This is a genomic window from Pseudonocardia sp. OZ21, assembly GCF_059359135.1.
On the sequence record NZ_JCADBN010000005.1, the window covers coordinates 323,892 to 347,723 of the forward strand.

The 23,832-nt window shown below is 71.5% G+C and carries 20 protein-coding genes and 1 pseudogene; 11 read left to right on the plus strand and 10 right to left on the minus strand.

The window, feature by feature from the left end:
• Positions 1–10 precede the first annotated feature (10 nt).
• Positions 11–766, minus strand: coding sequence for an SDR family NAD(P)-dependent oxidoreductase (locus tag AC5L35_RS14495; RefSeq protein ID WP_495060139.1), 756 nt, complete (start codon positions 764–766; stop codon positions 11–13).
• Positions 767–856: 90 nt separating this feature from the next.
• Here AC5L35_RS14495 and AC5L35_RS14500 point away from each other — a divergent pair, with 90 nt between their 5' ends.
• Positions 857–1,456 carry a TetR/AcrR family transcriptional regulator gene (locus AC5L35_RS14500; protein ID WP_495060140.1) on the plus strand — a complete coding sequence of 200 codons (600 nt, stop codon included), beginning with the start codon at positions 857–859 and terminating at the stop codon, positions 1,454–1,456.
• A 12-nt stretch (positions 1,457–1,468) separates the two neighbouring features.
• Here the strand turns inward: AC5L35_RS14500 and AC5L35_RS14505 are convergent, their stop codons facing one another.
• A complete protein-coding gene (locus AC5L35_RS14505) occupies positions 1,469–1,969 on the minus strand; it encodes an NUDIX domain-containing protein (protein ID WP_495060141.1) in 501 nt (166 codons plus the stop codon).
• Between the two features lie 27 nt (positions 1,970–1,996).
• Here AC5L35_RS14505 and AC5L35_RS14510 point away from each other — a divergent pair, with 27 nt between their 5' ends.
• The 6 genes from AC5L35_RS14510 to AC5L35_RS14535 all read left to right on the plus strand — a co-directional run bounded on the left by AC5L35_RS14510 (position 1,997) and on the right by AC5L35_RS14535 (position 10,148).
• On the plus strand, positions 1,997–2,713 hold the full coding sequence (locus AC5L35_RS14510; RefSeq protein ID WP_495060142.1) for a dienelactone hydrolase family protein: 717 nt from the start codon (positions 1,997–1,999) through the stop codon (positions 2,711–2,713).
• A gap of 440 nt (positions 2,714–3,153) precedes the next feature.
• Positions 3,154–3,798: a dihydrofolate reductase family protein gene (locus AC5L35_RS14515; RefSeq protein ID WP_495060143.1), complete on the plus strand. Its 645-nt coding sequence runs from the start codon at positions 3,154–3,156 to the stop codon at positions 3,796–3,798.
• Between the two features lie 145 nt (positions 3,799–3,943).
• Positions 3,944–4,975: an LLM class F420-dependent oxidoreductase gene (locus AC5L35_RS14520; protein ID WP_495060144.1), complete on the plus strand. Its 1,032-nt coding sequence runs from the start codon at positions 3,944–3,946 to the stop codon at positions 4,973–4,975.
• An 82-nt stretch (positions 4,976–5,057) separates the two neighbouring features.
• Positions 5,058–5,840: a hypothetical protein gene (locus tag AC5L35_RS14525; protein WP_495060145.1), complete on the plus strand. Its 783-nt coding sequence runs from the start codon at positions 5,058–5,060 to the stop codon at positions 5,838–5,840.
• 192 nt (positions 5,841–6,032) lie between these two features.
• A complete protein-coding gene (locus AC5L35_RS14530; protein ID WP_495060389.1) occupies positions 6,033–9,884 on the plus strand; it encodes a multifunctional oxoglutarate decarboxylase/oxoglutarate dehydrogenase thiamine pyrophosphate-binding subunit/dihydrolipoyllysine-residue succinyltransferase subunit in 3,852 nt (1,283 codons plus the stop codon).
• An 81-nt stretch (positions 9,885–9,965) separates the two neighbouring features.
• A complete protein-coding gene (locus AC5L35_RS14535) occupies positions 9,966–10,148 on the plus strand; it encodes a DUF6104 family protein (RefSeq protein WP_495060146.1) in 183 nt (60 codons plus the stop codon).
• A gap of 6 nt (positions 10,149–10,154) precedes the next feature.
• On the opposite strand, the gene AC5L35_RS14540 is transcribed toward AC5L35_RS14535, so the two are convergent.
• From AC5L35_RS14540 to AC5L35_RS14550, 3 genes are read right to left on the minus strand one after another with little or no spacing between them, the layout of a single operon-like run.
• Positions 10,155–10,688 (minus strand): helix-turn-helix domain-containing protein, encoded by a 534-nt coding sequence (locus AC5L35_RS14540; protein ID WP_495060147.1) that lies wholly within the window; start codon positions 10,686–10,688, stop codon positions 10,155–10,157.
• Positions 10,689–10,692: 4 nt separating this feature from the next.
• Positions 10,693–12,201, minus strand: a complete 1,509-nt coding sequence (locus AC5L35_RS14545; RefSeq protein WP_495060148.1) for a sodium:solute symporter family protein — start codon at positions 12,199–12,201, stop codon at positions 10,693–10,695.
• Positions 12,202–12,207: 6 nt separating this feature from the next.
• On the minus strand, positions 12,208–12,429 hold the full coding sequence (locus AC5L35_RS14550) for a hypothetical protein (RefSeq protein ID WP_495060149.1): 222 nt from the start codon (positions 12,427–12,429) through the stop codon (positions 12,208–12,210).
• 201 nt (positions 12,430–12,630) lie between these two features.
• Between AC5L35_RS14550 and AC5L35_RS14555 the strand changes: the two genes are divergently transcribed.
• A complete protein-coding gene (locus tag AC5L35_RS14555) occupies positions 12,631–13,938 on the plus strand; it encodes a metal-dependent hydrolase family protein (protein ID WP_495060150.1) in 1,308 nt (435 codons plus the stop codon).
• A gap of 34 nt (positions 13,939–13,972) precedes the next feature.
• Here the strand turns inward: AC5L35_RS14555 and AC5L35_RS14560 are convergent, their stop codons facing one another.
• Positions 13,973–15,385: an amidase gene (locus tag AC5L35_RS14560; protein WP_495060151.1), complete on the minus strand. Its 1,413-nt coding sequence runs from the start codon at positions 15,383–15,385 to the stop codon at positions 13,973–13,975.
• Positions 15,386–15,911: 526 nt separating this feature from the next.
• On the opposite strand from AC5L35_RS14560, the pseudogene AC5L35_RS14565 reads away from it, so the two are divergent.
• Positions 15,912–16,268: pseudogene (locus tag AC5L35_RS14565) on the plus strand (C40 family peptidase); the annotation flags it as partial.
• 907 nt (positions 16,269–17,175) lie between these two features.
• Here the strand turns inward: AC5L35_RS14565 and AC5L35_RS14570 are convergent.
• The 4 genes from AC5L35_RS14570 to AC5L35_RS14585 are packed head-to-tail and all read right to left on the minus strand — an operon-like array spanning position 17,176 to position 20,900.
• Complete coding sequence (locus AC5L35_RS14570) at positions 17,176–17,568, minus strand: hypothetical protein (RefSeq protein ID WP_495060152.1); 393 nt, start codon at positions 17,566–17,568, stop codon at positions 17,176–17,178.
• Positions 17,565–20,360, minus strand: coding sequence for an FtsK/SpoIIIE domain-containing protein (locus AC5L35_RS14575; RefSeq protein WP_495060153.1), 2,796 nt, complete (start codon positions 20,358–20,360; stop codon positions 17,565–17,567). The genes AC5L35_RS14570 and AC5L35_RS14575 overlap by 4 nt, the downstream gene beginning before the upstream one ends.
• A gap of 9 nt (positions 20,361–20,369) precedes the next feature.
• Positions 20,370–20,621, minus strand: a complete 252-nt coding sequence (locus tag AC5L35_RS14580) for a hypothetical protein (RefSeq protein ID WP_495060154.1) — start codon at positions 20,619–20,621, stop codon at positions 20,370–20,372.
• An 18-nt stretch (positions 20,622–20,639) separates the two neighbouring features.
• Positions 20,640–20,900 (minus strand): hypothetical protein, encoded by a 261-nt coding sequence (locus tag AC5L35_RS14585; RefSeq protein ID WP_169396800.1) that lies wholly within the window; start codon positions 20,898–20,900, stop codon positions 20,640–20,642.
• 193 nt (positions 20,901–21,093) lie between these two features.
• Here AC5L35_RS14585 and AC5L35_RS14590 point away from each other — a divergent pair, with 193 nt between their 5' ends.
• Both AC5L35_RS14590 and AC5L35_RS14595 read left to right on the plus strand, forming a co-directional pair.
• A complete protein-coding gene (locus tag AC5L35_RS14590; RefSeq protein ID WP_495060155.1) occupies positions 21,094–22,413 on the plus strand; it encodes an Nramp family divalent metal transporter in 1,320 nt (439 codons plus the stop codon).
• A gap of 204 nt (positions 22,414–22,617) precedes the next feature.
• Positions 22,618–23,805 (plus strand): EfeM/EfeO family lipoprotein, encoded by a 1,188-nt coding sequence (locus tag AC5L35_RS14595; protein ID WP_495060156.1) that lies wholly within the window; start codon positions 22,618–22,620, stop codon positions 23,803–23,805.
• Positions 23,806–23,832: the final 27 nt, after the last annotated feature.

Here is a 23,832-nt window from a genome sequence, read left to right on the forward strand (position 1 = left end):
CGGTGCGGCCTCAGAGGTAGGACTGCACCTCGCCGCCGTCCACGAAGAGCTCACTTCCCGTCATGAAGCTCGACTGGTCGGACGCGAGGAAGAGCACGGCACTGGCGATCTCCGCAGGCCGAGCGACCCGTCCCAGCGGAAGCTGCTTGGCCATGGCGTCCAGGAGGCCGGGCGCCGCACTCGGGTCGGGGGCGAGGCCGCGCAGTCCGGGTGTGTCGGTCGGCCCCGGAGTGACGGTGTTGACGCGGAAACCCCGGGGGCCCAACTCGGCGGCCCAGACCCGCGTGAACTGGCGGACCGCCGCCTTGGATGCGGAGTAGACACCGAAGCCGGCCGTACCGCGGCTGGCCGAGCTGGACCCGGTGATCACGATGGACGCGCCCTCGTTCAGGAGGGGGAGCGCCTTCTGGACCGTGAAGACGGTGCCCCGGACGTTGCTACCGAAGGTCCTGTCGAAGTTCTCCGGCGTGAGGTCGGTGAGGGTGGCGATGTCGCCGCCGCCGGCATTCGCGAAGACGACGTCCAGACCTCTGCCGCCGTCCTCGATGACACCGAACACGCGAGCCAGGTCGTCGAGGTCGGAGACATCGCTGCGCAGGACCGTGACGCCGTCGCCGAGGAGCGCACTGGCGGAATCCAGTTCCGGCTGCCGGCGCCCTGTCAGGTAGACGTGGGCTCCCTCCTCCACGAAGCGCTTCGCGACGGCGAGCCCGATACCCGTGCTTCCGCCGGTGACCAGAGCAGTTTTCTCGTCGAGCTGACTCATTTGCGGAACTCCTCGTGATCGAGTTCTTGACTGTTCAGTCCACAATACGAGTGGTGGACCGATCAGTCAAGAATTGCGTACACTGGTCGCATGGCGAGACCACGACAGTTCGACGAGGAGCGCGTCCTGGAAGCGGTCCGTGACCAGTTCTGGGACGCCGGCTACGCGGCCACCTCGCTGGAGGATCTGCTCCGCGTCAGCGGGCTGGGCAAGGGCAGCCTCTACGCCGCCTTCGGCGACAAGCACCGGCTCTTCCTCCGGGCGCTGCGCAACTACACCGACGTCAGCCACGGGTACCTGCGGGAGATGCTCGACTCCGCGCCCAGGGCCCTGGACGCCTTGCGGGCGTTCGTGCTGGCGCCGGTGAACGACACGGGCGGGGAGGCCGCCCGGCGCGGCTGCCTCATGGCGAACAGCACCTGCGAGCTCGCCGCCGCGGACCCCGACGTCCTGGCGGAGGCCCGGCGCACCTACGAGGCCACCACCGCGCTGGTCGCCGAGTGCGTTGCGCGGGCGCAGGCCGAGGGCGATGTGCCTGCCGGTGCCGACCCGGTCGAGACGGCGCGCACCCTGCTCGCCGCGCAGCAGGGGCTCGTGTTCATGGGGCGCACCGGCCTGGACATCGAGACGCTGACGGCGACCGCGCGCTCGCTCGTCGTCCAGCTCCTGCCGGGCGTCCCGACGTCGTGATCCGCTGCCGCGTCAGCGGCGGGGAACGCCGGAGCCGGAGATCCCGGCCGGGTCGAAGCCGACGCTGACGATCGCCGGCAGGTCCCCCCTCCGCAGGCCTTCCAGCACGGACAGCTCGTGCGGCACCACCGGCTCCGGCAGGTCGTCGAAGCTGTACCAGCGCAGGTCCGCCGACTTCGTCTGCTCCGCCCGCCGGGGTTCACCCGTCCAGGTGCGGCAGGAGAAGAAGAAGTCGACACGCTCGTCGATCGCCCGGCCGTTGCCCTGGGTGCGGTGCATCACCGTGAGTGGGACGAGGTCGGCGGGGACGATGCCGATGCCCAGCTCCTCCTCGGCCTCGCGACACGCCGCGGCGTACACCGACTCCCCGGCCTCGACGTGACCGGCGGCGGCCGCCGCCCAGTAGCCGTCCCGGTAGCCCGTGCCGCATCTCAGCTGCAGGAGCACCTCGTCGGTCTCGCCGACGCGCCGGAGGGGCAGGACATACGCGGCCGGGACGACACGAAAACTCACGACAGCAGCGTAGTTACGCTGCAGGCCATGGTCAGCTCCCACTACGAGAAGATCACTGCCGCCGACGGCGGTGTCTTCGACGCGTTCTGCGCCGTCCCGGAGACCGGCCCCGCACCCGGGGTGCTGATCTTCCAGGAGATCTTCGGCGTCAACGACAACATCCGCGGGCTCGCAGAGCGGCTCGCCGCCGCCGGCTACCTGGTGCTCGCGCCCGACATGTTCTGGCGGATCGAGCCCAGGTTCGAGCGCAAGGACGAGTCCGGCATGGCCGAGGGCTTCGAGCGTGTCCAACAGCTCGACTTCCAGCTCGCGGGCTCCGACATCACCGCCACGCTCGCCCACATGCGGCGGATGCCCGCCTGTGACGGCAAGGTCGGCGGTGTGGGCTTCTGCCTCGGCGGCACGCTCGCCTACCTCTTCGCCGCCACCTCCCGGGTGGACGGGCAGGGCCCGGACGCCGCGGTCTCCTACTACGGCTCCGGCATCACGGGCATGCTCGGGCTGGCGGAGCAGATCGAGTGCCCGATCCTCTTCCACTACGGCGAGCGCGACCCCTACATCCCCGCCGAGGACATCGACGCCGTCGAGCAGGCCATGGCCGGACGCCCCAACGCCACCGTGCACCGCTACGACGCCGGGCACGCCTTCTCCAACTGGGACGCCCCGTCGATGTACGACGAGACCTCGGCGCGGGTGGCCTGGGACCGCACCATCGAGTTCTTCGACGAGCACCTGCGCCACTGACCCCAACTAGGGCGTGTCCTGTATGGGTCATGACCTGCGGTCGGTGATCATGGGTGACCGCCTGCGCTGTGTTCAGACCCGCAGCAGGAGCAGCCTCGGCCGCGGCGACGAACTGGCTGATCTCCGCGAACTGCCGCGCCTGCGCCCAGGCGATGACCTTCTCCCAGGCCCCGATCCGTTCCAACCGCTCGAACCGATCCTCAGTGGGCCCGGCCTGGGCCAGGAGCATGCCCACAGAACCTGGCCCCGACAGGGCGGCCAGTTGATCAGCTGCCACCCCCCGGGCCGGCCGCGACCGCGAGGTCCGGGTGGGCGTCGGTGGATCGACCACCGAGCCGCGCCGACGAATTCTGTTCGTGGTGATGTCGAGACGGGCGAGCCGACTCCGACTCTCTCCTGACGGCGCCGGACGAGGGCGCCGAAGTTGCAGGAGGAATTGCGTGAGTCAGCTGCTCAGAGTGCAGAACTTCAACGTGTCGAGCGACGGGTACGGGGCCGGCGAACACCAGAGCCTCGAGAGACCGTTCGGGCACGCCGACCCCGGCGACATGTTCGCCTGGTGCGGCGCCACGGCGAGCTGGCCCATGCGCACCGAGCCCGGCGGGAGCCGCGGCCTGGACGACTACCTCACGCGGGACTACGAGCGCAACATCGGCGCCGAGATCATGGGCCGCAACAAGTTCAGCCCGCAGCGGGGCCCCTGGCTCGACCACAGCTGGCGCGGCTGGTGGGGCGACGAGCCCCCGTTCCGCACCCCGGTGTTCGTGCTGACCCACCACGAGCGTCCGTCGTTCACCCTCTCCGACACGACGTTCCACTTCGTCGACAGCGACCCCGCATCGGTCCTCGAGCGGGCGCGGAACGCTGCGCAGGGCAAGGACGTCCGGCTCGGCGGCGGGGCCACCACCATCCGGCAGTTCGTCGACGCCGGCCTCGTCGACACCCTGCACGTGGCGGTCTCGCCGATGAAGCTCGGATCCGGGTCGCGCCTCTGGGAGTCGCCCGATGAGCTGCGCGACCAGTTCCACCTCGATGTCGTGCCCAGCCCGAGCGGCGTGACCCACCACCTCTTCTGGCGGAGGTGACGGGACCGCCCCCTGTATTGCAGCAAAGCCACGTTGCGGCAACGTGCTTGCATGAACGTGGCTTTGCTGCAATGGGGGGCCGGTCGGCACCAGTGATCGGACCGGCTTACTTGACTGACCAGTAACCCCTGTGTTGGCTGTCCATATGCTGCTCTCGACGCAACTCCAGTACGGCGATGATCCGGTCCGCAACGCGGACGCGGTGGTCGCGATGGAGCAGGCCGGTCTGGACGTCGTGTGGGTGGCCGAGGCGTACAGCTTCGACGCGGTGTCGCTGATGGGCTACCTGGCCGCGAAGACCGAGCGGGTACAGATCGGCTCCGGCATCCTCCCGATCTACAGCCGCACCCCCACCCTGACGGCGATGACAGCGGCCGGCCTCGACGCGCTGTCCGGCGGGCGCGCGATCCTGGGCCTCGGCGCGTCCGGTCCGCAGGTGATCGAGGGGTTCCACGGCGTCCCCTACGACAAGCCCGTCGCCCGTACCCGCGAGATCATCGAGATCTGCCGGAAGGTGTGGCGACGCGAGCCGGTCACCAACGACGGCCTGTACCCGATCCCGCTGCCCGAAGGCCAGGGCACCGGGCTGGGCAAGCCGCTCAAGCTGATCAACCACCCGCGCCGGGCCGACATCCCGATCTGGGTGGCGTCGCTCGGTGACAAGAACGTCGAGATGACGGCCGAGCTCGCCAACGGCTGGCTGCCGACCGTGCTGATGCCGGAGAAGCTGCGCGAGGTCTTCGGGCCTGCGTTGGACGCGGGGGCCGCCAAGCGGGCTCCCGAGCTCGGCCCGCTGCAGATCACCGGCGGCGGGATCCTCGCGCTCGAGGAGGAGATGTTCGAGCCGGCGCGGCAGCTGGCCAGGGGCATGTTCGCCCTCTACATCGGCGGGATGGGCGCGCGTGGCCGCAACTTCTACAACACCGTGTTCCGCCGCCAGGGCTTCGGCGACGAGGCGACGCTCGTCCAGGACCTCTACCTGGACGGCCGCAAGGAGGAGGCGGCCGCGGCGCTGCCTGCCGACTTCATCGACAAGGCCACGCTCATCGGCCCCCCGTCGCACGTGCGGGAGCGCATCGAGGCCTTGCGGGAGGCAGGCGTGACGCATATGCACGTGAACCCGGTCGGTAGCGACCCGCTGAAGCTGCTCGCGCAGGTCAAGGAGTGGATCGCCTGAGTGAGGGGGGCCGCCGCGATTGACGGACGGTCACCAAGCCACACTCTGTGTCGAACCCACTCCACGACCGCAGGAGCGTGCGTTGCTCGACCTAGCCATCGCCGTGTCCGACCGACCGATGGCGCCCGACCAGTACCGGTACGTCGAGACTCACGCGTGGTGGCTGGGGACCTTCGGCCCGCACCAGCACCTCACCGAGCACCGGCTCCGGCAGTGGGTGCCCGCCCGGCCCGAGCGTGAGTGGGTGCTGGAGCGGGAGCTGACGGGTGCGCAGACCTGGTTGACGGGTTCAGCGCAGGAGGCTGCCGACGACGGCTTCGACCTGCGGGACGTGGCCCCGGTCGGCCGGTTCCGGGCCCCGTACGGCGAGTTCCGCACCGACGGCAGCACGGAGTTCGACGGCTTCTGCGGTCCGGTCACCCCACGACGGGGCAGCTGGCAGCATCCCACCGCGCAGTTCATCCAGGGGTTGCCCACCGACTCGGCCGGGCTGCTCGCGCGCCTGCTGGAGGACAACCCCGGCAGCTGGTTCGGCCCGTTCGCCGCGGCCGTCACGGCATTGCGCACGGCGCTGGTGCCGGGTCAGCTGCGAGCGACGTTCTACCGCGCCCTCACCGGGCTGCCGGGAGTGTCGGTGCAGGACCGCGTGCTCAATGTGGACGGCCACGCGTGCCTCGCCATCGTCCACGACGCTGGTCGCACCCGTACCGAACTGCTGATCGATCCGGCCGACGGCCAGTTCGCCGGGGAACGCGACACCCTCCGCACGGACTCGCGCTGTGGGCTGCCGGAGGGAACCGTCATCAGCACCACCGCGGTGCGTACGGCCGTGGTGGACGCGCCGGGTGACCGTCCCCGCACCTGATCAGGTGGCGGCGGCCAAGCATGCTACGCCTCCCCCGGCGCGCGGTACCCCCTCCTCATCCGGGAGGACTAACCTGGGGTGCAGTCCTCGGCGAGACGATGCGATCCGATCAAGGCGGTCTTCAGCGTGTCCAGCAGTAGTACCTCGAATGCAGCAGGCCAGTTCGGTCCCAATGAATGGCTCGTCGAGGAGATGTACCAGCGCTTCCTCGACGACCCGGACTCCGTAGACCCAGCGTGGCACGAGTTCTTCGCGGACTACCGTCCCACCGACGAGAACAGCGCTTCCAGCAGCAACGGCACCCCGACCCCCACCGCCGACCGACCGGGTACCGCCGCCGCGCCGGCACCCACCCCCGCGGCGGAGCCTGCCGAGCCCAGTGAGCGCCGCCGCGTCGGCGACCGCAAGGCGATGACGCCGCCGCCCGCGGCCTCCGACGGACCCGGCTCCGGGTCCACCAACGGCTCGGCCACGGCGAAGGGCTCTGCTGCTGTAAAGGACGGGGCCGCTGTAAAGGACGGGGCCGCTGTAAAGGACGGGGCCGCTACAAAGGGCGGGGCCGCCGTGAAGGGCGGCCGTGTCGCCGGGGAGAAGACCCCCGCCACGGGCTCGGCCACCACCACGGCCTCCGACAAGCCCGCCGCCGGCAGCACCTCCCAGGCCGCGAAGCCCAGCCCGACGAGCGGCGGGGGCAGCTCCACGGCGCTGCGCGGCGCCGCCGGGGCCGTCGTCAAGAACATGAACGCCTCGCTGGCGGTGCCCACCGCCACGAGCGTGCGGGCGGTGCCGGCGAAGCTGCTCGCCGACAACCGCGTCGTGATCAACAACCAGCTCACGCGCACGCGCGGCGGCAAGATCTCCTTCACCCACCTCATCGGGTACGCGGTGGTCAAGGCGCTGGCCGACTTCCCGGTGATGAACCGGCACTTCGTGGAGGAGGACGGCAAGCCCACCGTCGTCCAGCCCGACCACGTCAACCTCGGGCTCGCGATCGACCTCGCGGGTAAGAACGGCCAGCGCTCGCTCGTCGTCGTCTCGATCAAGGGCTGCGAGGCGATGAACTTCGCCCAGTTCTGGTCGGCCTACGAGGACATCGTGCGCAAGGCGCGCGGCGGCAACCTGCAGTCGGAGGACTTCGCCGGCACCACGATCAGCCTCACCAACCCCGGCACGCTCGGCACCAACCACTCGGTGCCGCGGCTCATGACGGGCCAGGGCGCGATCATCGGCGTCGGGGCCATGGAGTACCCGGCGGAGTTCCAGGGCGCCAGCGAGGAACGGCTCGCCGAGATCGGCATCAGCAAGATCATCACGCTGACCTCCACGTACGACCACCGCATCATCCAGGGCGCCGAGTCCGGCGACTTCCTGCGCCGCGTCCACGCCCTGCTGCTCGGCGAGGAGGGCTTCTACGACGGGATCTTCCGCTCCCTGCGGGTGCCCTACGAGCCGATCCGCTGGGTGCAGGACATCCCCGACGGCGCCGTCGACAAGACCGCCCGCGTCATCGAGCTGATCGACGCCTACCGCACGCGCGGCCACCTGATGGCCGACACCGACCCGCTGAACTACCGCCAGCGCCGCCACCCCGACCTCGACGTGCTCTCGCACGGCCTCACGCTGTGGGACCTCGACCGCGAGTTCGCCGTCGGCGGTTTCGGCGGCAAGGAGCGGATGAAGCTGCGCGACGTGCTCGGCCTGCTGCGCGACTCGTACTGCCGCACCATCGGCACCGAGTACATGCACATCGCCGACCCCGAGCAGCGCACCTGGCTGCAGGAACGCATCGAGGTTCCGCACCAGAAGCCCAACCCGGCCGAGCAGAAGTACGTGCTGAGCAAGCTCAACGCGGCCGAGGCGTTCGAGACGTTCCTGCAGACCAAGTACGTCGGGCAGAAGCGGTTCTCCCTGGAGGGCGGCGAGACCGTCATCCCGCTGCTGGACGCCGTGCTGGACAAGGCCGCCGAGCACGAGCTCGACGAGGTGGTCATCGGTATGCCCCACCGTGGCCGGCTCAACGTGCTGGCCAACATCGTCGGCAAGCCGATCAGCCAGATCTTCCGCGAGTTCGAGGGCAACCTCGACCCCGGCCAGGCCCACGGCTCGGGCGATGTGAAGTACCACCTGGGCGCCGAGGGCAAGTACTTCCGGATGTTCGGCGACGGCGAGACGGTCGTCTCGCTGGCGTCCAACCCGTCGCACCTCGAGGCCGTCGACCCGGTGCTGGAGGGCATCGTCCGGGCCAAGCAGGACCTGCTCGACAAGGGCGAGGGCGGCTTCAGCGTCCTGCCGCTGATGATGCACGGCGACGCCGCGTTCGCCGGCCAGGGCGTGGTGGCCGAGACGCTGAACCTGGCGAAGCTGCGCGGCTACCGCACCGGCGGCACCGTGCACGTCGTGGTCAACAACCAGGTCGGTTTCACCACCGCGCCGGAGCACGCGCGCTCCTCGCAGTACTCCACCGACGTGGCCAAGATGATCGACGCTCCCGTCTTCCACGTGAACGGCGACGACCCCGAGGCCTGTGTCTGGGTGGCCAAGCTCGCGGTCGAGTACCGCGCGCGGTGGAACAACGACGTCGTGATCGACATGATCTGCTACCGCAGGCGCGGCCACAACGAGGGTGACGACCCCTCGATGACGCAGCCGGCGATGTACGACGTGATCGACGCCAAGCGCAGCGTCCGCAAGATCTACACGGAGTCGCTGATCGGGCGCGGCGACATCTCGATGGAGGAGGCCGAGCACGCGCTGCGCGACTTCTCCAACCAGCTCGAGCACGTCTTCAACGAGGTCCGGGAGCTGGAGAAGACGCCGGCGACGCCCAGCCCGTCGGTCGAGCAGGAGCAGTCGGTGCCCACCGACCTCGACACCTCGGTGTCGCTGGAGGTGGTGCACCGCCTCGGCGACGCGCACAACGAACTCCCCGAGGGGTTCACCGTGCACCAGCGGGTCAAGCCGGTGCTGCAGCGGCGCTACCAGATGTCGCGTGAGGGCGGGATCGACTGGGCGTTCGGCGAGCTGATCGCGCTGGGCTCGCTCGCGATGGACGGCAAGCTCATCCGGTTGTCGGGCCAGGACACCCGCCGCGGCACGTTCGTGCAGCGGCACTCCGTGGTGATCGACCGCAAGACGGGCGAGGAGTACTACCCGCTGCGCAACCTCGCTGAGGACCAGGAGCGGTTCCTGCCCTACGACTCGGCGCTGTCGGAGTTCGCGGCCGTCGGTTTCGAGTACGGCTACTCGGTGGCCAACCCCAACGCCTTCGTGGCGTGGGAGGCGCAGTTCGGCGACTTCGTCAACGGCGCCCAGTCGATCATCGACGAGTTCATCTCGTCCGGTGAGGCGAAGTGGGGCCAGACGGCCGACATCGTGATGCTGCTGCCGCACGGTCTGGAGGGCCAGGGTCCGGACCACTCCTCGGGCCGCATCGAGCGGTTCCTGCAGCTGTGTGCGGAGGGGTCGATGACGGTGGCGCTCCCGTCGGAGCCCGCCAACTACTTCCACCTGCTGCGCCGGCACGCGATGGACGGGGTGCGCCGCCCGCTGATCGTCTTCACTCCGAAGTCGATGCTGCGCAACCGGGCCGTCGTGAGCCCGGTGTCCGACTTCACGGGCGGCCGGTTCCGCTCGGTGATCGACGACCCGCGCTTCCGGGAGACCGACGGTCCCGCCTCCGGCGTCCGCAAGCTGCTCCTGTGCAGCGGCAAGATCTACTACGAGCTCGCGGCCGCCCGTGACAAGCGGGAGATCGACGACACCGCGATCGTGCGCATCGAGCAGCTCTACCCGGTGCCGGACCGCCAGCTCGCCGCCGTGCTCGAGCGCTACCCCAACGCGGAGGACATCCGCTGGGTGCAGGAGGAGCCGGCCAACCAGGGCGCCTGGCCGTTCTTCGGGCTGGTGCTGCCGGAGATGCTGCCCCGGCTCGTCGGGTTCCAGCGGGTGTCGCGGCGGCGGATGGCGGCTCCCGCGCCGGGTTCGTCCAAGGTGCACGAGGTCGAGCAGAAGGCGCTGATCGACACCGCGCTCGGCGACCGGTAACTCATCGGGATCGGCGCGAGCCGCACACCGGCGCCCTCACCGGGGCGCCCGGGTGCGGCTCGCACCGTCTAACCTGTCTGCGTGTATTTCACCGACCGCGGCATCGAGGAGCTCACCGAGCGCCGAGGCGAGGAGCAGGTCAGCGTCGAGTGGCTGGCCGACCGGCTCCGCGCCTTCGTCGACCAGAACCCGGCGTTCGAGGACGCGGTGGAACGGCTGGCGAGCTTCCTCGCCCGCGACGACTCCGACGACCTCGACGACTGACCGGAGTCAGTAGCCGGGTGGGGTGATCGAGACGACGAACTCGGCCGGCTCGCGGTGGGGGTTGACGTAGCGGTGCGGGAGGCGGGAGTCGAAGTAGCAGCTGTCGCCCACGTCGAGCGCGTACTCGGTGCCTGCCACCTCGACCACCAGCCTGCCCGCGGTGACGAGCGCGCACTCCTCGCTGGGGTGCGACCACGGTTCCGCCGCCGACGCGCCTCCGGGTGAGAGCACACCCTGCATCATCTCGAGGCGGCCCCGTCCCGGTGAGATGCGGGAGTAGGCGATGCCGCCCGGGGACTGCACCTGCATCCGGCCGTCGCGCCGTACCACGGCGACGTCCTCGGGTTCGGACTCCTCGAAGAGGCTGAACAGCGGGACGTCGAGCGCGCGGGCGATCTTGCGGACGGTCACGAGGCTGGGGTCGGCGAGCTCGCGCTCGACCTGGCTGATCAGCGCGGTGGACACCTCGGCCCGGCGCGCGAGTTCGGTGACGGTGATGCCGCGCGCGGTGCGCAGCGCACGGATCCTGGTGCCTACCACGGCGTCATCCTCGCAGCGCTACTCCGTCCGCCCGCATCGCGGCCACTCTCACGTGCGGCATGCCGACCGCGATCGCCGCCTCATCGGGTGGCCGCGTCACCAGGCTCACGAGCACCGTCACGACGACGTTGAGGACGAGGGCGGGCAGCCCCACCACGGTGCCGTCCGGGCACAGCGCCAGCAGGGCGGAGCTGAGCGGTGGGAGCACGATGCCTGCCGTGCCGACCACCACGCCGCACAGCGCGCCGACCGCCGTGACCCGCCGCCAGAGCAGCGAGAGGAACAGGGCCGGGGCGAGCTGCCCGATCGCGTTGTAGACGTTCACCATGATGTTGACCAGCGCGGTGTTCTGCGTGGTGGTGACGCCGACGGCGATGGCGGCGAGCACGACGACGCCGATCCGGCCCACCCGCAGCTGCTCCCGGTCGCTCGCCCCGCGCCGGACCATCGCGTACACGTTGCGGGTGAACAGGGTGCTACACGTCAGCAGCAGCACCGCGGTGGGCACCAGCGCCACCAGGATGCCCGCCCCGGCGAGGAGGCCGACCAGCCAGGGAGGGGAATGATCCCGGACGAAGACCAGGAGCGAGCCGTTGGCCTGCGATCCCTTCAGCCCGGGCTCCGCCAGCAACGCGGCCAGCGCGATCACGATGATCAGCACGTAGAACAGCGAGTACAGCGGCTGGATGACCTGGTTCCGGCGGACCGTGGCCACGTCCCTGGCGCTGTAGGAGACCTGGAACGAGTGCGGCAGGACGAAGGCCCCGATCGGGGTGAGCAGCAGGAAGCTCATCCACCACCAGTCGTTGCTCGCCGTGCCCGACGTCATCCCCGGCAACGTCGCAGCGTCCGGGTGCTCGCGGGCCACGGCGTCGAAGATCCCGCCCCAGCCGTTGACACCCGCCGCCCGGGCGGCGCTGAACGCTATGGCGAGGAGAACCACCAGCAGCAGGATGTCCTTGACCACGGCGCCGAACGCGGCGCTGCGCATGCCGCCGGTGAAGATGAACACGACGACGGCGAGCCCGGCGATCACCACGTACCAGGTGCCGGGGATGCCCTGGCCGAAGAGCGTCTGGAGCACCAGCGAGAGACCGGTCAGCTGCACCTCGGAGTAGAGCAGCAGCCCGACGATGCCGAACAACGCCAGCACCGCGCCCAGCCAGGGCGCGTCGAAGCGGGCGGTGAAGTAGTCGCCTTCGGTCATCAGGCCGTGGGTCTTGCCTGCCCGCCAGATCTTCGGCACGACCCAGTAGCCGATCGCCGAGGTGAGCACCACGGTGCCCAGCACGTAGTAGCCGGCCGCACCGTCGACGTACACGCTCTGGGACGCCCCGAGCAGCGCGAAGGTCGTGAAGGTCTCGCCCGCCAGGATGAACCAGAACAGGAAGCTGCCGAAGTTGCGGCCACCGACCGCCCACTCCGCGATGTCGAGCCGCTTGCCGCGGGCCGCGAGCACAGCCCCCACCACGATCGACCCGACGCCGACCAGCAGCGCGATGAAGTAGGTCATGGCCGCCTAGGCCGCGTCGTTCAGGTGGCCGAGGCGACGGTCCATCAGGTAGACGACGCCGATCGCGGCACTGCCGACCAGCACGCCCGCCACCATCCACACCAGCAGGAACGGCACATGTCCGAACGCATAGGGCACGTGCCCCGCCCAGGGCGCCGCGGCGATGCACCACAGGAACGGCACCACCAGCAGGAGGCGGTACCAGCGGCGGCGCGCTCGTGGTTGCACCAGGCGGAGGAGGGGCGTCGGCCTCGTGGGTGGCGTCCTGGACACGGTGGTCTCCCTCGGTCACGTGCGGCGGTACGCCCCCTGGTAATGGTCGTGAAGACTGCAACCTTGATCTCCAGATGTCAATACGATTGAACACCGTTGACCTAAGTTGAATCCGACCGTAACGTCCTGGCTCGATGTCCTGGCGGGAGGAGCTGGATGAACGAGCTTTCCCGGGAGCCGGCACCCGTCCTCCTGCGCGCGGACCGACTGCTGCCCGACGCGGACGGACCCGTGATCGCGGACGGCGCGGTGCTGGCCGTGGCCGGGCGCATCGCCGCGGCCGGCCCGTGGGCCCGGGTCTCCCGCGAGGCCCCGTCGGACGTCCGGCTGGTCGAACTCGGTGACCGCACGTTGCTGCCCGGCCTGGTCGACTGCCACGTCCACCTGGCGATGGACGGCAGCGTGACCTCCACGGTCAGCGAGCTGACCGCCACCGACGCCGAGCTGGCGTGCCGGATGGTCAACAGCGCCCGCCGGCTGCTGGACGCCGGTGTCACCACCGCCCGCGACCTCGGCTGCCGCGGCGCCGTGGCCGCGACGATCCGCGACGCGGTGCGCGACGGCCTCGTCCCCGGCCCGCGGCTGCAGGTGGCCAACGCGCCGATCACCGTCACCGGCGGGCACGCGTGGGCGATGGGCGGGGAGGCCGACGGCGCACTCGAGGTGGTGCGGGAGGTCCGGATCCGGGCCAAGCAGCGCACCGACGTCGTCAAGATCATGTCCACCGGCGGGTTCATGACCGCGGGCAGCCGCCCGTGGCACGCCCGCTACACCGTCGAGGAGCTGCGGGCCTGCGTCGAGGAGGCGCATCGGCTCGGCATGCCGGTCACCACGCACGCGCTCGGGGTGGAGGGCATCCGCCGCGCCGTGGAAGCCGGGGTCGACATGATCGAGCACTGCGGCTGGGTCACCGAGGACGGCTCCCGGTTCGACCCGGACATCGCCCGGCGGATCGCGGAGCGCGGGATCGTCGTCTGCCCCACGATGAACACCGCGTGCCTGCCCGACCCCTACTTCTGCCCGTGGGACGAGCGGGAGGCGCTGATCGCGAACCTGCGGGCGATGCGGGAGGCGGGCATCGAGCTGGTCGCGGGCACCGACGCAGGCATCGGCCTCGTCCCGTTCGAGAACTACGCCGACGGGCTCGACGTGCTGGCCGACGCGGGCATGTCCGCCCGCGAGGTCATCGGGGCGGCGACGCACCGTGCGGCCATGGCGTGCGGGCTCGGTGCGGTGACCGGCCGGCTCGACACCGGACTGGCCGCCGATGTGGTCGCGGTCCCCGGCGACCCCACCGAGGACATCGGCGTGCTGCACCGGCCCACCTGCACGCTGGCGGCGGGCCGGATGCACTGGTGCCCCGAGCGCAGCCAGGAGAGCCTCGCCGCCGAGCGCGACGAGCAGCGGGCGGCTGCGCACGCGGTGCGCAGGCAGCTGGTGGCCGGCTCGGGACGGAACGGCTGAGACCGCCGCACCCGAGGCGTGGCGCATCCGCGGATCACCGCGGTGCGGCGACGGCGGGGCGGACGAGCCCGTGGCCGGTGGCCTGCTCGAACGCACGGCCGATCCGCAGCAGCCCGTTCTCACCGCGGCGCGGCCCGATGATCTGCACGCCCACCGGCAGGCCGTCCGGCGTGAACCCCGCCGGCACCGACAGCGCCGGGCTGCCCGTGACGGAGATCAGGTAGGCCGAGGCCATCCACTCGACGTAGTCGCGCATCGGCACCCCGGCCACCTCGGTCGGGTACTCCCACTCGACCGGGAACGGCGGCACCTGGCTCACCGGGGCGAGGAGCGCGTCGTACCGGCCGAAGAACTCCCGCACGCGCTCCTGCGCAGCGGCCTGCAGGGCCAAGGCGCGGGCGACGTCGCGCCCGGTGAGCGTCCGACCGGCGAGGATGTTGTCGCGCAGCGACGCCTTGAACGCGTCGGGATGCTCGTCGAGAAGCGCCGAGAAGGTGGTGTCGAACTGCCACGCCCGCAACGTCCGGAAGGCCTCGTCGGCGCCGGTGAGATCGGGGCAGGCGGGTTCGACCACGCACCCCAGCTCTTCGAAGACGGCCCCGGTTCGTTCGATCACCGCCCGGACCTCCGGGGCGACCGGCACCGCCCCACCGAGGTCGGGGGCCAGTGCGACACGCAGTCCGCGGACGTCGGTGGCCGGCTCGGCGGCGAACTGCGACCCGGGGGTGTCGAGAGCGGACGGGTCGCGGGGATCGGGTCCGGAAAGCACACCGAGCAGGAGTGCGACGTCGGAGACCGTGCGGGCCATCGGTCCGGTGGCCGAGATGCTCGACCACGGCGCCGCGCTCGGCCACGTCGGCACCCGGCCCAGCGTGGGGCGCAGGCCCACCACGTTGCAGAACGACGCGGGGTTGCGGAGCGACCCGCCCATGTCGCTCCCGTCCGCGATCGGCAGCATGCCGCAGGCGAGTGCGGCCGCGGCTCCCCCGCTGCTCCCACCGGCCGACCGGCCGAGGTCGTAGGGGTTGCGCGTCGCCCCGAAGACGGGGTTGATCGTGTGGCTGCCCGCCGCGAACTCCGGCACGTTGGTCTTGCCGATCGTGATCACGCCCGCGGCCCGCATGCGCTCCACGACCAGCGCGTCGCGCTCGGGAACGTTGTCGGCCAGCAACGGCGAGCCGAACGTGGTGCGGATCCCGGCCGTGTCGTGGACGTCCTTGTGCGCCACGGGCAGGCCGTGCAGCGGCCCGACCTCCTCGCCGTGGGCCAGCCGCTCGTCGGCGGCGGCCGCCTCGTCCGCCGCCCGATCGGCGACGAGCGTCACGACCGCGTTGATCTCCGGGTTGCACCGCTCGATCTGCGCAAGGTGCGCGGCCAGCACCTCGCGGGCGGACACCTCCTTCTCCCGCAGCATCCGGGCGGTTTCGCGCGCGTCGGTGAAGACCATGCCGCCATCGTGCCCTTGCCGAACCTGCGCTGTCGCGCTGGTGACGGATTGCCGACATGTCTCACGGTTGCGGCGACAGGTCTGGCGCGAGGGTGCCGACGCGGGCACGATCGGGCTACGTGATCGGGGACAGAGGAAACGAATCGTGACGACGAGGCCCCGCCGTTCACCTGTCCGCTGGACGCCCGTCGGGATTCTCGCTCTGGTCACGGGCACGCTGCTCGCCGTCCCGTCCGGCACGATGCTCGCACCTCCGCCCGGCGTCACCCCGTCAGCCGCGACGGCGGCCCCCGGCCCGGCCGCCACCGTGCCGGTACGGCCCGTCGCGTCGGGCACGCGGATCGTCGGGGGCCGCCAGGGCGGCGCCGGATCGCTGGCCCTCGGTCTCACACTGGCTGATCTCACGGCTCCGGGCGGCGTCGTCCCGCCCGCGGCGCGGCCGTCCGCTGCGCCGCTCCCCGCCGTCCGCGTGCCGGCGCTGCCGAGGATCACCACCACGGCGAAGCCCGGCACCGCGTCGCTGGTGGCGATCGCCTTCGCGATGGCGCAGCGCGGCCTGCCCTACGTGTGGGGCGGCGACGGCCCGCAGGCGGGCGAGGCCGGCTTCGACTGCTCCGGCCTCACCACGGCCGCCTACGACTACGCCGGCATCTCGCTGCCCCGCACCGCCCACACGCAGTACTACGAAGGGCCGCACGTGCCGGCAGGCGCCCCGCTGGAACCGGGCGACCTCGTCTTCTACGGGGTGCCCGAACGCGTGCACCACGTCGGGCTCTACCTCGGCAACGGCCGGATGATCAACGCTCCGACGTTCGGCAGGCCCGTGCGCACGGCCTTCGTCCGCTACCCGGGCGACGACTACCTCGGGGCCACCCGACCCGCCGCAGGCCGCGACGCGCCCGGGCTGCTGCACCAGCCGGACCTGCCGGTGCCGGTCCCGCCGGTTCCCGCGCCCGAGGTGCCGCCCGCCCCCACCGAGTTCATGGCCCCACCGGCTCCGGACGTGCCCCAGCTCGCCGCCGCCCCCACCGGCGCCCCGGCGACCGACCCGACGACCGACCCGGTGGCCGCCGCAGCCGGCTCACCGGCTCCGACCAGCCCCGGGGCCACGCCATCGGCCGATGCCGCCACGACGACCCCCGCGACCACGACGGCCCCGGCCGACGGCACCACAGCCACCTCCCCGGCCGCCACCGCGACACGGCCCACCCCCACCGACGCGGCCACGACAACGACCGCCCCGGCCGGCGCCGCATCCACGAGCCCACGGGCCGGGAGCCCGTCCACCACGCCGAGCGCGACCGCGCCGACCACAACGACATCCACGACCACGACCACGACCACCAGCGCTGCAGCGCCGACCACCGCCTCCCGGGGTGGCCCGGGCCCGGCCGCCGGCAACCCGACTCCCCAGCCCGCCCTCGCCCCCAACACCGTGAGCCTGCCGGGCGGCGAGACGCTGCGGCTGATCAGGACCCCGCAGGGAGGGGACGGGCTCCCCGCCGCGCCCTCCCAGCCCGGCACCGCGACGCTGGTGCGCTCCGATGCCACCACCGTGATCACCCTGCCCTCGGACGCGGGCACCGTGGGACTCACGCGGGGCGGCACCATCCAGCTGACCGATGCCGACGGCAACCCGGCCGAGCTGGACGTCCGGGACCAGCGCACCGTCAATGCCTCCACGGCGGCCGACCTCGTCGCAGCGGGCCGACGCCAGGTCCTGCTCGTGGTGCCGCGCGACGACGGCGAGGTGCTGGTGGTCATCGCGAGCTGAGGGGCTCGCGGGTGCGTCAGAGGCGGGGGAACCCGAAGCGCCTGCGGCGCACCGCCTCCTGCAGTTCGTCCGATCGCTGATCGACCTCGGCGTCCAGCGCGGCGAGGTCGGTGGCGTCGGCGCTCGGGTCCGGTGCGGGCTTGGGCCGCAGCTTCAACCACGACTCCACCCACAGGGCCTCGAGCGCCGCGTCCCAATGCAGGTCGACGCCGAACCTGGTCAGTGCGGCGCGCTCGCCTGCCCGCATGATGTCGTCCTCGAGCCGCAGCAGCTCCCTGGCCAGCACCGCGGCCCGCGCCCGGTCGCGCTCGCGCAACGCGTCGACGGCCACGGTGATGCCGGCGAGAACCTCCTTGTACTCCCGAGCGGCCTTCTCCTGGACGCCCCGGTGCCCGGGCTCTGCGTTCACAGCTCCTCCAGTGACGGCACGATGACCACTTCCGGCGCCGCGTGCTGCGCGCGGTCGAAGAACAGCCCACGGCCCGGCCGGGGGGACCAGTTGATCGCCATTCCGGGCACCAGCGCCTGCAGCTCGGAACCCTGCACGTCCAGGGCCATCCACGCGCCGAGGTCGTCGATCGAGGCGCTCATCATGAGCAGCGCGCGCAGCCGCGGCACGCTGCGCCACCAGCCCAGCACGTGCACACCGGTCTCCGGGCCGAAGCGCAGCAGCCTGCGCATCGACTCGGTGCCCTCGCGCTCCAGCTTCGTGTCGGCGGCGTCGGCGGCGTAGAGCACCAGCAGGACAGGGCGGCGCGACCCGGCACCGCCGAGCCGCTCGGTCACCTCGGCGGCGAGTGCATCGACCCGCGCCCGGACACCGTCGAGCGCCACGGTCTCCGTGACGTGGCCGGACGCCCGGAAGAGCTCCGAGAGCCGCACGGCGGGGTCGACCGCCTCCGTCACGAGGGGCGCGATCAGCACGTCGACCTCGCCGGGCCGGAACTGGCCGGCGAGCGAGCCCGCCGCCGCCCCGAGCACCTGCACCGCGTCGCGGCCGACCGAGGCGAGAACGCCGAGGTTGCGCCCGGGCACCGCGGGCAGCGGAACGGAGGTGGCGCTGCCGGCCACGTCGATGGACTGCCCGACCAGTGCGCGAGGCGGGGCCTCCTCGGTGCTCCGGGTGGGAGTCGTGCTGTCGGTGAGCTCGCCGACGAGGTCGGCGAACCGGGGGGCCCGGCTGCCGTCGAACAGTCGCGGCTGTGCCCGGCCATCGTGGGAGTGGCGCTCGTACAGCTCGCGCTGCACCGCGTGGACCCCGGAGTCCGCAACCGGCGCCGTCCCCGGAGTGCCGCTCCCGGTGGCGTCGGGGATCCGGATGATCTCGTTGCCGTGCCTGATCCCCGACTCGTGGTTGAGCACGGCGTGCCAGCGCGGGAGATCGAGGGTCGCGTCGTTGAGATCGGCGAGCACCCGGCGCGCGCGGGGCAGCGCGATCCGGAGCACGAACTGCTCGAAGATCGCGGCCCGGCCCCAGAACGCCTCGATCCCGGAGACGTCCTGGCTGGCCAGCACGAGGTGGATGCCCTGGGACCGGCCACGGCGGGCGACGTCCTCCAGCAGGATGGTGGCCGCCCTGGTGACCGCGTCGCGTTCGGCGAACAGGTACTGGAACTCGTCGATCACGGCGACGATCCGCGGCCAGCGCCCCGCGGGATCGGCGGCGCGCAGCTCCTCCAGCTTCGTCACCTCGTGCGACTTCGCGGCCTCGGCGCGCCGGCGCATCTCGTCGGCGAGGAACTGCAGCAGCGCCAGCCCGAACTCGCGGTCGGTGTTGATGTTGACGCCCACGAGGCGGGCGTGCGGGAGCCAGGTCTGGTCACGGCGGCCCGGGGCGAACTGGGCGAAGGACACGCCCTCCTTGAAGTCGAGCAGGTAGAACTCCAGCTCGTCCGGGTCGTAGCGGGCGGCCATGGAGCTGATCATGGTGAGCAGGAGGTTCGTCTTGCCCGAGCCACTCGGGCCGCCGATCAGGGCATGGGGTGAGGCGTCGGCCAGCACCATGTCCACCGGCCGTCCGTCGGTGAAGCCGACCGGGGCATGGAGACCGGCGGCCGAACAGGCCTCACCCCGCTTGTCAGGTGAGGGCAGCAGGTCGGCGAAGGACCCCATCCGGCTCCGCCAGTTCTCGTGCTCGTCGGAGATCAGGTGGCAGGCGCGGGTGATCGCACTGGACGCCGGCCGAGACTCCGGTTCGACCGTGACGTACGGCCCGGTCACCGACGCCGAGGCGAGCCCCTCGTCGTCCAGGCGCACCGTCTCCATCGGCGCGTTCACCGTCATGGGTACGTCGAGCAGCACGAGCTGGACACCGCAGGCGAGACCGCCCCTGGCCACGCGCTGCAGCTGGCGATGGTCGTCCTCGCGCAGCGCCGACCGGTTCCCCAACAGCACCGCGACGATCCACGGCTCGTTGCGCGCGCCGGCCGCCTCGGCCAGCGCACGCAACGAGTTGTGGCCGTCGACGAGCACCCGGGTGTGCACCCGGCGGATCCGGTCGGACAGCTCCTCGAGCAGCTGCGGGAGCCTGCCCGGGTCGTGCACGGTGAGCAACCCGGTGCGCGTGAGCGGGTAGAGCCCGGGCAGCGCGCCGGTGAACTGCCCGACGTCCCAGACGTGCAGCTGCACCACGCCGGGCCGGAAGTAGCTCATCACCCGCAACAGCAGGCGCTCGAGCATCGCCTCGGCACGGAGCCGGCTGTCGTGGGTGGAGGTGATCTGCAGGTGCGACTCGTCGAGCAGGGGGACGGCGACGGGGAAACCGGGCCCACCGGTCGCGATCCGGCCGGTGCCGATGGTCCACAGCGACGGCACGGGCCCGCCGCCCTCGACCCGGCCGACCTGGTCGATCCACTCGGCGGGATCGCGCCCGGCCGAGCCGGGCGCCGCGTCCGCAAGGATCTCGGCCAGCCGCGGGGGCCCGGTCTCGAGCCACGGGGCGAGTGCGGCGGCCCAGTCGGTGCGCATGCGTTCGACCGGACCGGCCAGCCGGGGGTTGTCCAGCAGGCCGCGCAGCGCGGGATCGACCTGCGCCGCGGCGAGCCCGTCGGTGCGCAGCCACATCTCGACCATGGCCTCGGCGTGGGCCTGCGCGGCGGCGGCCAGTAGGCCGTCGGCCGCACCGAGCGCCCGGGCCGCCGCGGCGTAGAAGTCGTCGAACGCCTCGGCGACCCGCTCGCGCCGGTTCCGTCCGCGGGCCACTCCGGCCCCCTACAGCCGGGCGCTGATGTCGGCGACGGCCGTGGCTCCGGTGGAGATCAGACCCAGCCCGCGCTCGAGCTCCTCGGCCGCGCGCCGCAGCTCGACCGGCACGAGCGGCTCCGAGTGCTGTTCGCCGAGACCGGAGAGCACGGCGACGGCGTCGGCGATGCGGGCGCGCGCGACACCGGCGTGCTGGTAGGCCTCGACCATCTGCTCGGCCGCGCCTGCCAGCACGGCTCGGATCTCCCCGAGCTCACTCATCGTGATCGTTCCGGTGCGTCACAGCCGGTTCGCAACGCCCTCGGAGGCCTGGATCGCCGCGTGGACCGCCTGCTGCACCTCGCTGATGCTGCCGACGGCCTGGGCCAGCAACCCGTTGGCCTCCGACACGTCGGCCTGCCCGCTGCCCTCGGTGGCCCGCTGCAGCGCACCCTGGGCCTGCTCCAGCGAGGAGTGCGCCTGTTGCAGTGCACCGAGGCTCTCGGAGGCCTTGTCGTTGGCCAGCGCGATGCCGGCCCGAACCTCTTCGATGCTCGCCATGAACCGAACTCCCCGTCGTGCCCGTGCTCGTGTACCCGTGCCGGTTGTACAGGGGGAAATCTAGTCGCGACACCACTACCGGCTGCGTGCGGGCCGTTACCGATCTCTGCCCTGGCCGCGAGGGGGAGCTGAGCCCTACGTTCTTCCCAAACCTTCCGGATGAGACTTCCAGCACGACGAGGAGCGGGGGCGCATGACATCCGATATCGCCACGAAGACACCACCCACCGGATTCGGGGCCAAGATCAGGCAGCTCGGACCGGGCCTGCTGGCCGCGGCCACCGGTGTCGGTGCGGGCGACCTGGTGGCCACGATGGTGGCAGGCGCCCGCTTCGGCACGGTGCTGCTGTGGGCCGCCGTGCTGGGCGCGGCCCTCAAGCTCGCACTCGGTGAGGGTGTGGGTCGCTGGAACCTCGCCTCCGGCGCCACCCTGCTCGACGGCTGGCGGCGGCTGGGCTACTGGGCCACCGTCTTCTTCGGCGTCTACATCGTGATCTGGGGCTTCGTCTACGGGGCAACGGCGATGTCGGCGGTCGGCCTCCCGTTGAACGCGCTGTTCGGCGGGCTGTCGGTGCGCTACTGGGCGATGATCGCCGGCGTCATCGGCCTCGCGCTGGTGTGGATGCAGCGCTACCAGGTCTTCGAGAAGTTCATGACCGTGCTGGTCCTGATCAAGTTCGTGTCGGTGGTGTCGGTCGCGTTCCTCGTCTCGCCCGACCTCGGCGCCCTCGCGAACGGGCTGGTCCCGCGGCTGCCCGACGGCTCGGTCATCTACGTGCTCGGGCTCATCGGCGGTGTCGGCGGCACGATCACGATGGCCGCCTACGGCTACTGGATGATCGCCAAGGGCTGGAAGGGCATCGGCTGGCTGTCGATGATGCGGCTCGACAACGCGGTCGGCTACATCATGACCGCGATCTTCGTGATCGCCATGCTCATCGTCGGGGCCGAGATCCTGCTCGGGCAGGACCTCACCGAGAGCGACCGCGGCCTGCTCACCCTCGGCACCGAACTCGGCGCGCGGTACGGCGACTGGGCACGGATCATGTTCCTCGTCGGCTTCCTGGCCGTCACCACCACCTCGCTGCTGGGCGTGTGGAACGGCGTGAGCCTGCTGTTCACCGACTGGACGCGGACGATACGGCTCCCTCACGGGGCCAAGGCCGAGATCGGCGACGAGGCCGTCGCCGGCGGGCCGGCCACCGCCACCGCCACCGGCTACGAGGCCAGGGAGGCCGAGAAGAGCCTGCCCTTCCGGGGGTACCTGCTCTGGCTCACGCTGCCGCCGATGGGACTGCTGTTCTTCGACCGGCCGTTCGCCCTCACGCTCGTCTACGGCGTGCTCGGAGCCGCCTTCATGCCGTTCCTCGGGATCACGCTGATCATGCTGCTCAACTCCAAGAGGATCGCCCCGGAGGGCCGCTCGGGGTGGCTGTCCAACACCCTGCTCACCGCGGCGTCCGCGTTGTTCTTCGTGCTGCTGGTGGCCGACCTGATCAACCGGTTCGGCTGACGAATGGGATAGCTCGGTACTTTTCCGAACAACCAGCCGTTCCTCTACATTACCGGCGATCACACAACGGGCTCCTGATGCTTCGACGACCGAAAGTCGAAGCATCAGTGAACTCGCGGAAAAGCACGGCCTTCGCGCCATCTCCGGTCTTTTCCGCTCGCATACTGCGTTCGGACGGACAGTTCGGACGGCAGGAGATCAAGGGTGCCCCGCTCGGCAGGAAACCGCTGGATCATCGGTGTGGTCGCGGCGGTCGCCGCGGTCGCGCTCGCGGTGGCCGCCGTGATCGTCATGCGGCCACCGCCCGCCCCGATCGCCGCATCTGACCCACAGATCTCGGTGTCCCGGTCGTCGTGCGGGCAGGACTGGACGTCCCCGAAGCCCGGCGCGCAGACCTTCCAGGTGCGCAACACCGGGGCCGTCACCACCACCGTCGACCTGATCGACCCGACGACGGGCGGGATCTTCGGCGAGGTCGAAGGCATCGGTTCCGGCACCACCCGCCCCCTCTCGGTCATCCTCGGCGACGGCGAGTACGCCTTCCGCTGCCTTCCCGACGAAGCCGACGCCGTCGTCGGACCGACCGTCCGGATCAGTGGCAGCGATGTGCGGCCCAGCCCCGCCGTGGTCCCGGTGACACGCAACGACCTCCTCGGTCCCGAGAAGGACTACGAGCAGCAGGTGATCACCGGCCTCGACGTGCTCGTCCGGGACACCGGCGCGCTCGCCACCACCGTCCACGGCGGGGACCGCCGGGCGAGCGAGGCGGCGTGGTTGACCGCGCACCTGTCCTACTCGCGGCTGGGCGCGGCCTACGGCGCCTTCGGCGATGCCGCCACGGCGATCGACGGCACCCCCGGCGACCTCGCGGGCGGCACCTCGGATCCCGACTTCACCGGCTTCCACCGGCTCGAGTTCGGGCTGTGGCACGACGAGCCGATGCCTGCGCTGGCCGCCGTGGCCGACCGGCTCGACGCCGACGCGCGTGCTCTGCGGCAGGCCTTCCCTGACGCGCAGATCGATCCGAACGACCTGGCGCTGCGCGCCCACGAGATCATGGAGAACGCCCTGCAGTTCGAGGTCAGCGGCCGCATCGACTTCGGCAGCGGCACCACCCTCGCCACCACCCTCGCCGACATCGAGGGCACCCGGACGGTGCTGGGCGTGCTGCGCCCACTGCTCCAGCCCCGGATGCCCGCGCTGACCACGGTGGACTCGTGGCTGGACCGCGCCACCACCGCCGTGCAGGCCGCCAGGCGCCCCGACGGGGGCTGGACGCCGGTCGCCGCGCTCAACCGGACCCAGCACGACGAGATCGACGGCGCGGTCGGCGAGCTCACCGAACAGCTCGCCCCGATCGCCACGATCGTCGCGCCGCGGCGGGACTCGTGAGCGGGTCGTTACCCCGCCGCGCCTTCC

Bases quoted from the DNA above. Each gene is read 5' to 3' on its own strand.
- AC5L35_RS14530 (WP_495060389.1), top strand. From the start codon at position 6,033: ATGTACCAGCGCTTCCTCGACGACCCGGACTCCGTAGACCCAGCGTGG.
- AC5L35_RS14500 (WP_495060140.1), top strand. From the start codon at position 857: ATGGCGAGACCACGACAGTTCGACGAGGAGCGCGTCCTGGAAGCGGTC.
- AC5L35_RS14585 (WP_169396800.1), bottom strand. From the start codon at position 20,900: ATGGCGAGCATCGAAGAGGTTCGGGCCGGCATCGCGCTGGCCAACGAC.
- AC5L35_RS14495 (WP_495060139.1), bottom strand. From the start codon at position 766: ATGAGTCAGCTCGACGAGAAAACTGCTCTGGTCACCGGCGGAAGCACG.
- AC5L35_RS14510 (WP_495060142.1), top strand. From the start codon at position 1,997: ATGGTCAGCTCCCACTACGAGAAGATCACTGCCGCCGACGGCGGTGTC.
- AC5L35_RS14555 (WP_495060150.1), top strand. From the start codon at position 12,631: ATGAACGAGCTTTCCCGGGAGCCGGCACCCGTCCTCCTGCGCGCGGAC.
- AC5L35_RS14580 (WP_495060154.1), bottom strand. From the start codon at position 20,621: ATGAGTGAGCTCGGGGAGATCCGAGCCGTGCTGGCAGGCGCGGCCGAG.
- AC5L35_RS14545 (WP_495060148.1), bottom strand. From the start codon at position 12,201: ATGACCTACTTCATCGCGCTGCTGGTCGGCGTCGGGTCGATCGTGGTG.
- AC5L35_RS14560 (WP_495060151.1), bottom strand. From the start codon at position 15,385: ATGGTCTTCACCGACGCGCGCGAAACCGCCCGGATGCTGCGGGAGAAG.
- AC5L35_RS14590 (WP_495060155.1), top strand. From the start codon at position 21,094: ATGACATCCGATATCGCCACGAAGACACCACCCACCGGATTCGGGGCC.
- AC5L35_RS14520 (WP_495060144.1), top strand. From the start codon at position 3,944: ATGCTGCTCTCGACGCAACTCCAGTACGGCGATGATCCGGTCCGCAAC.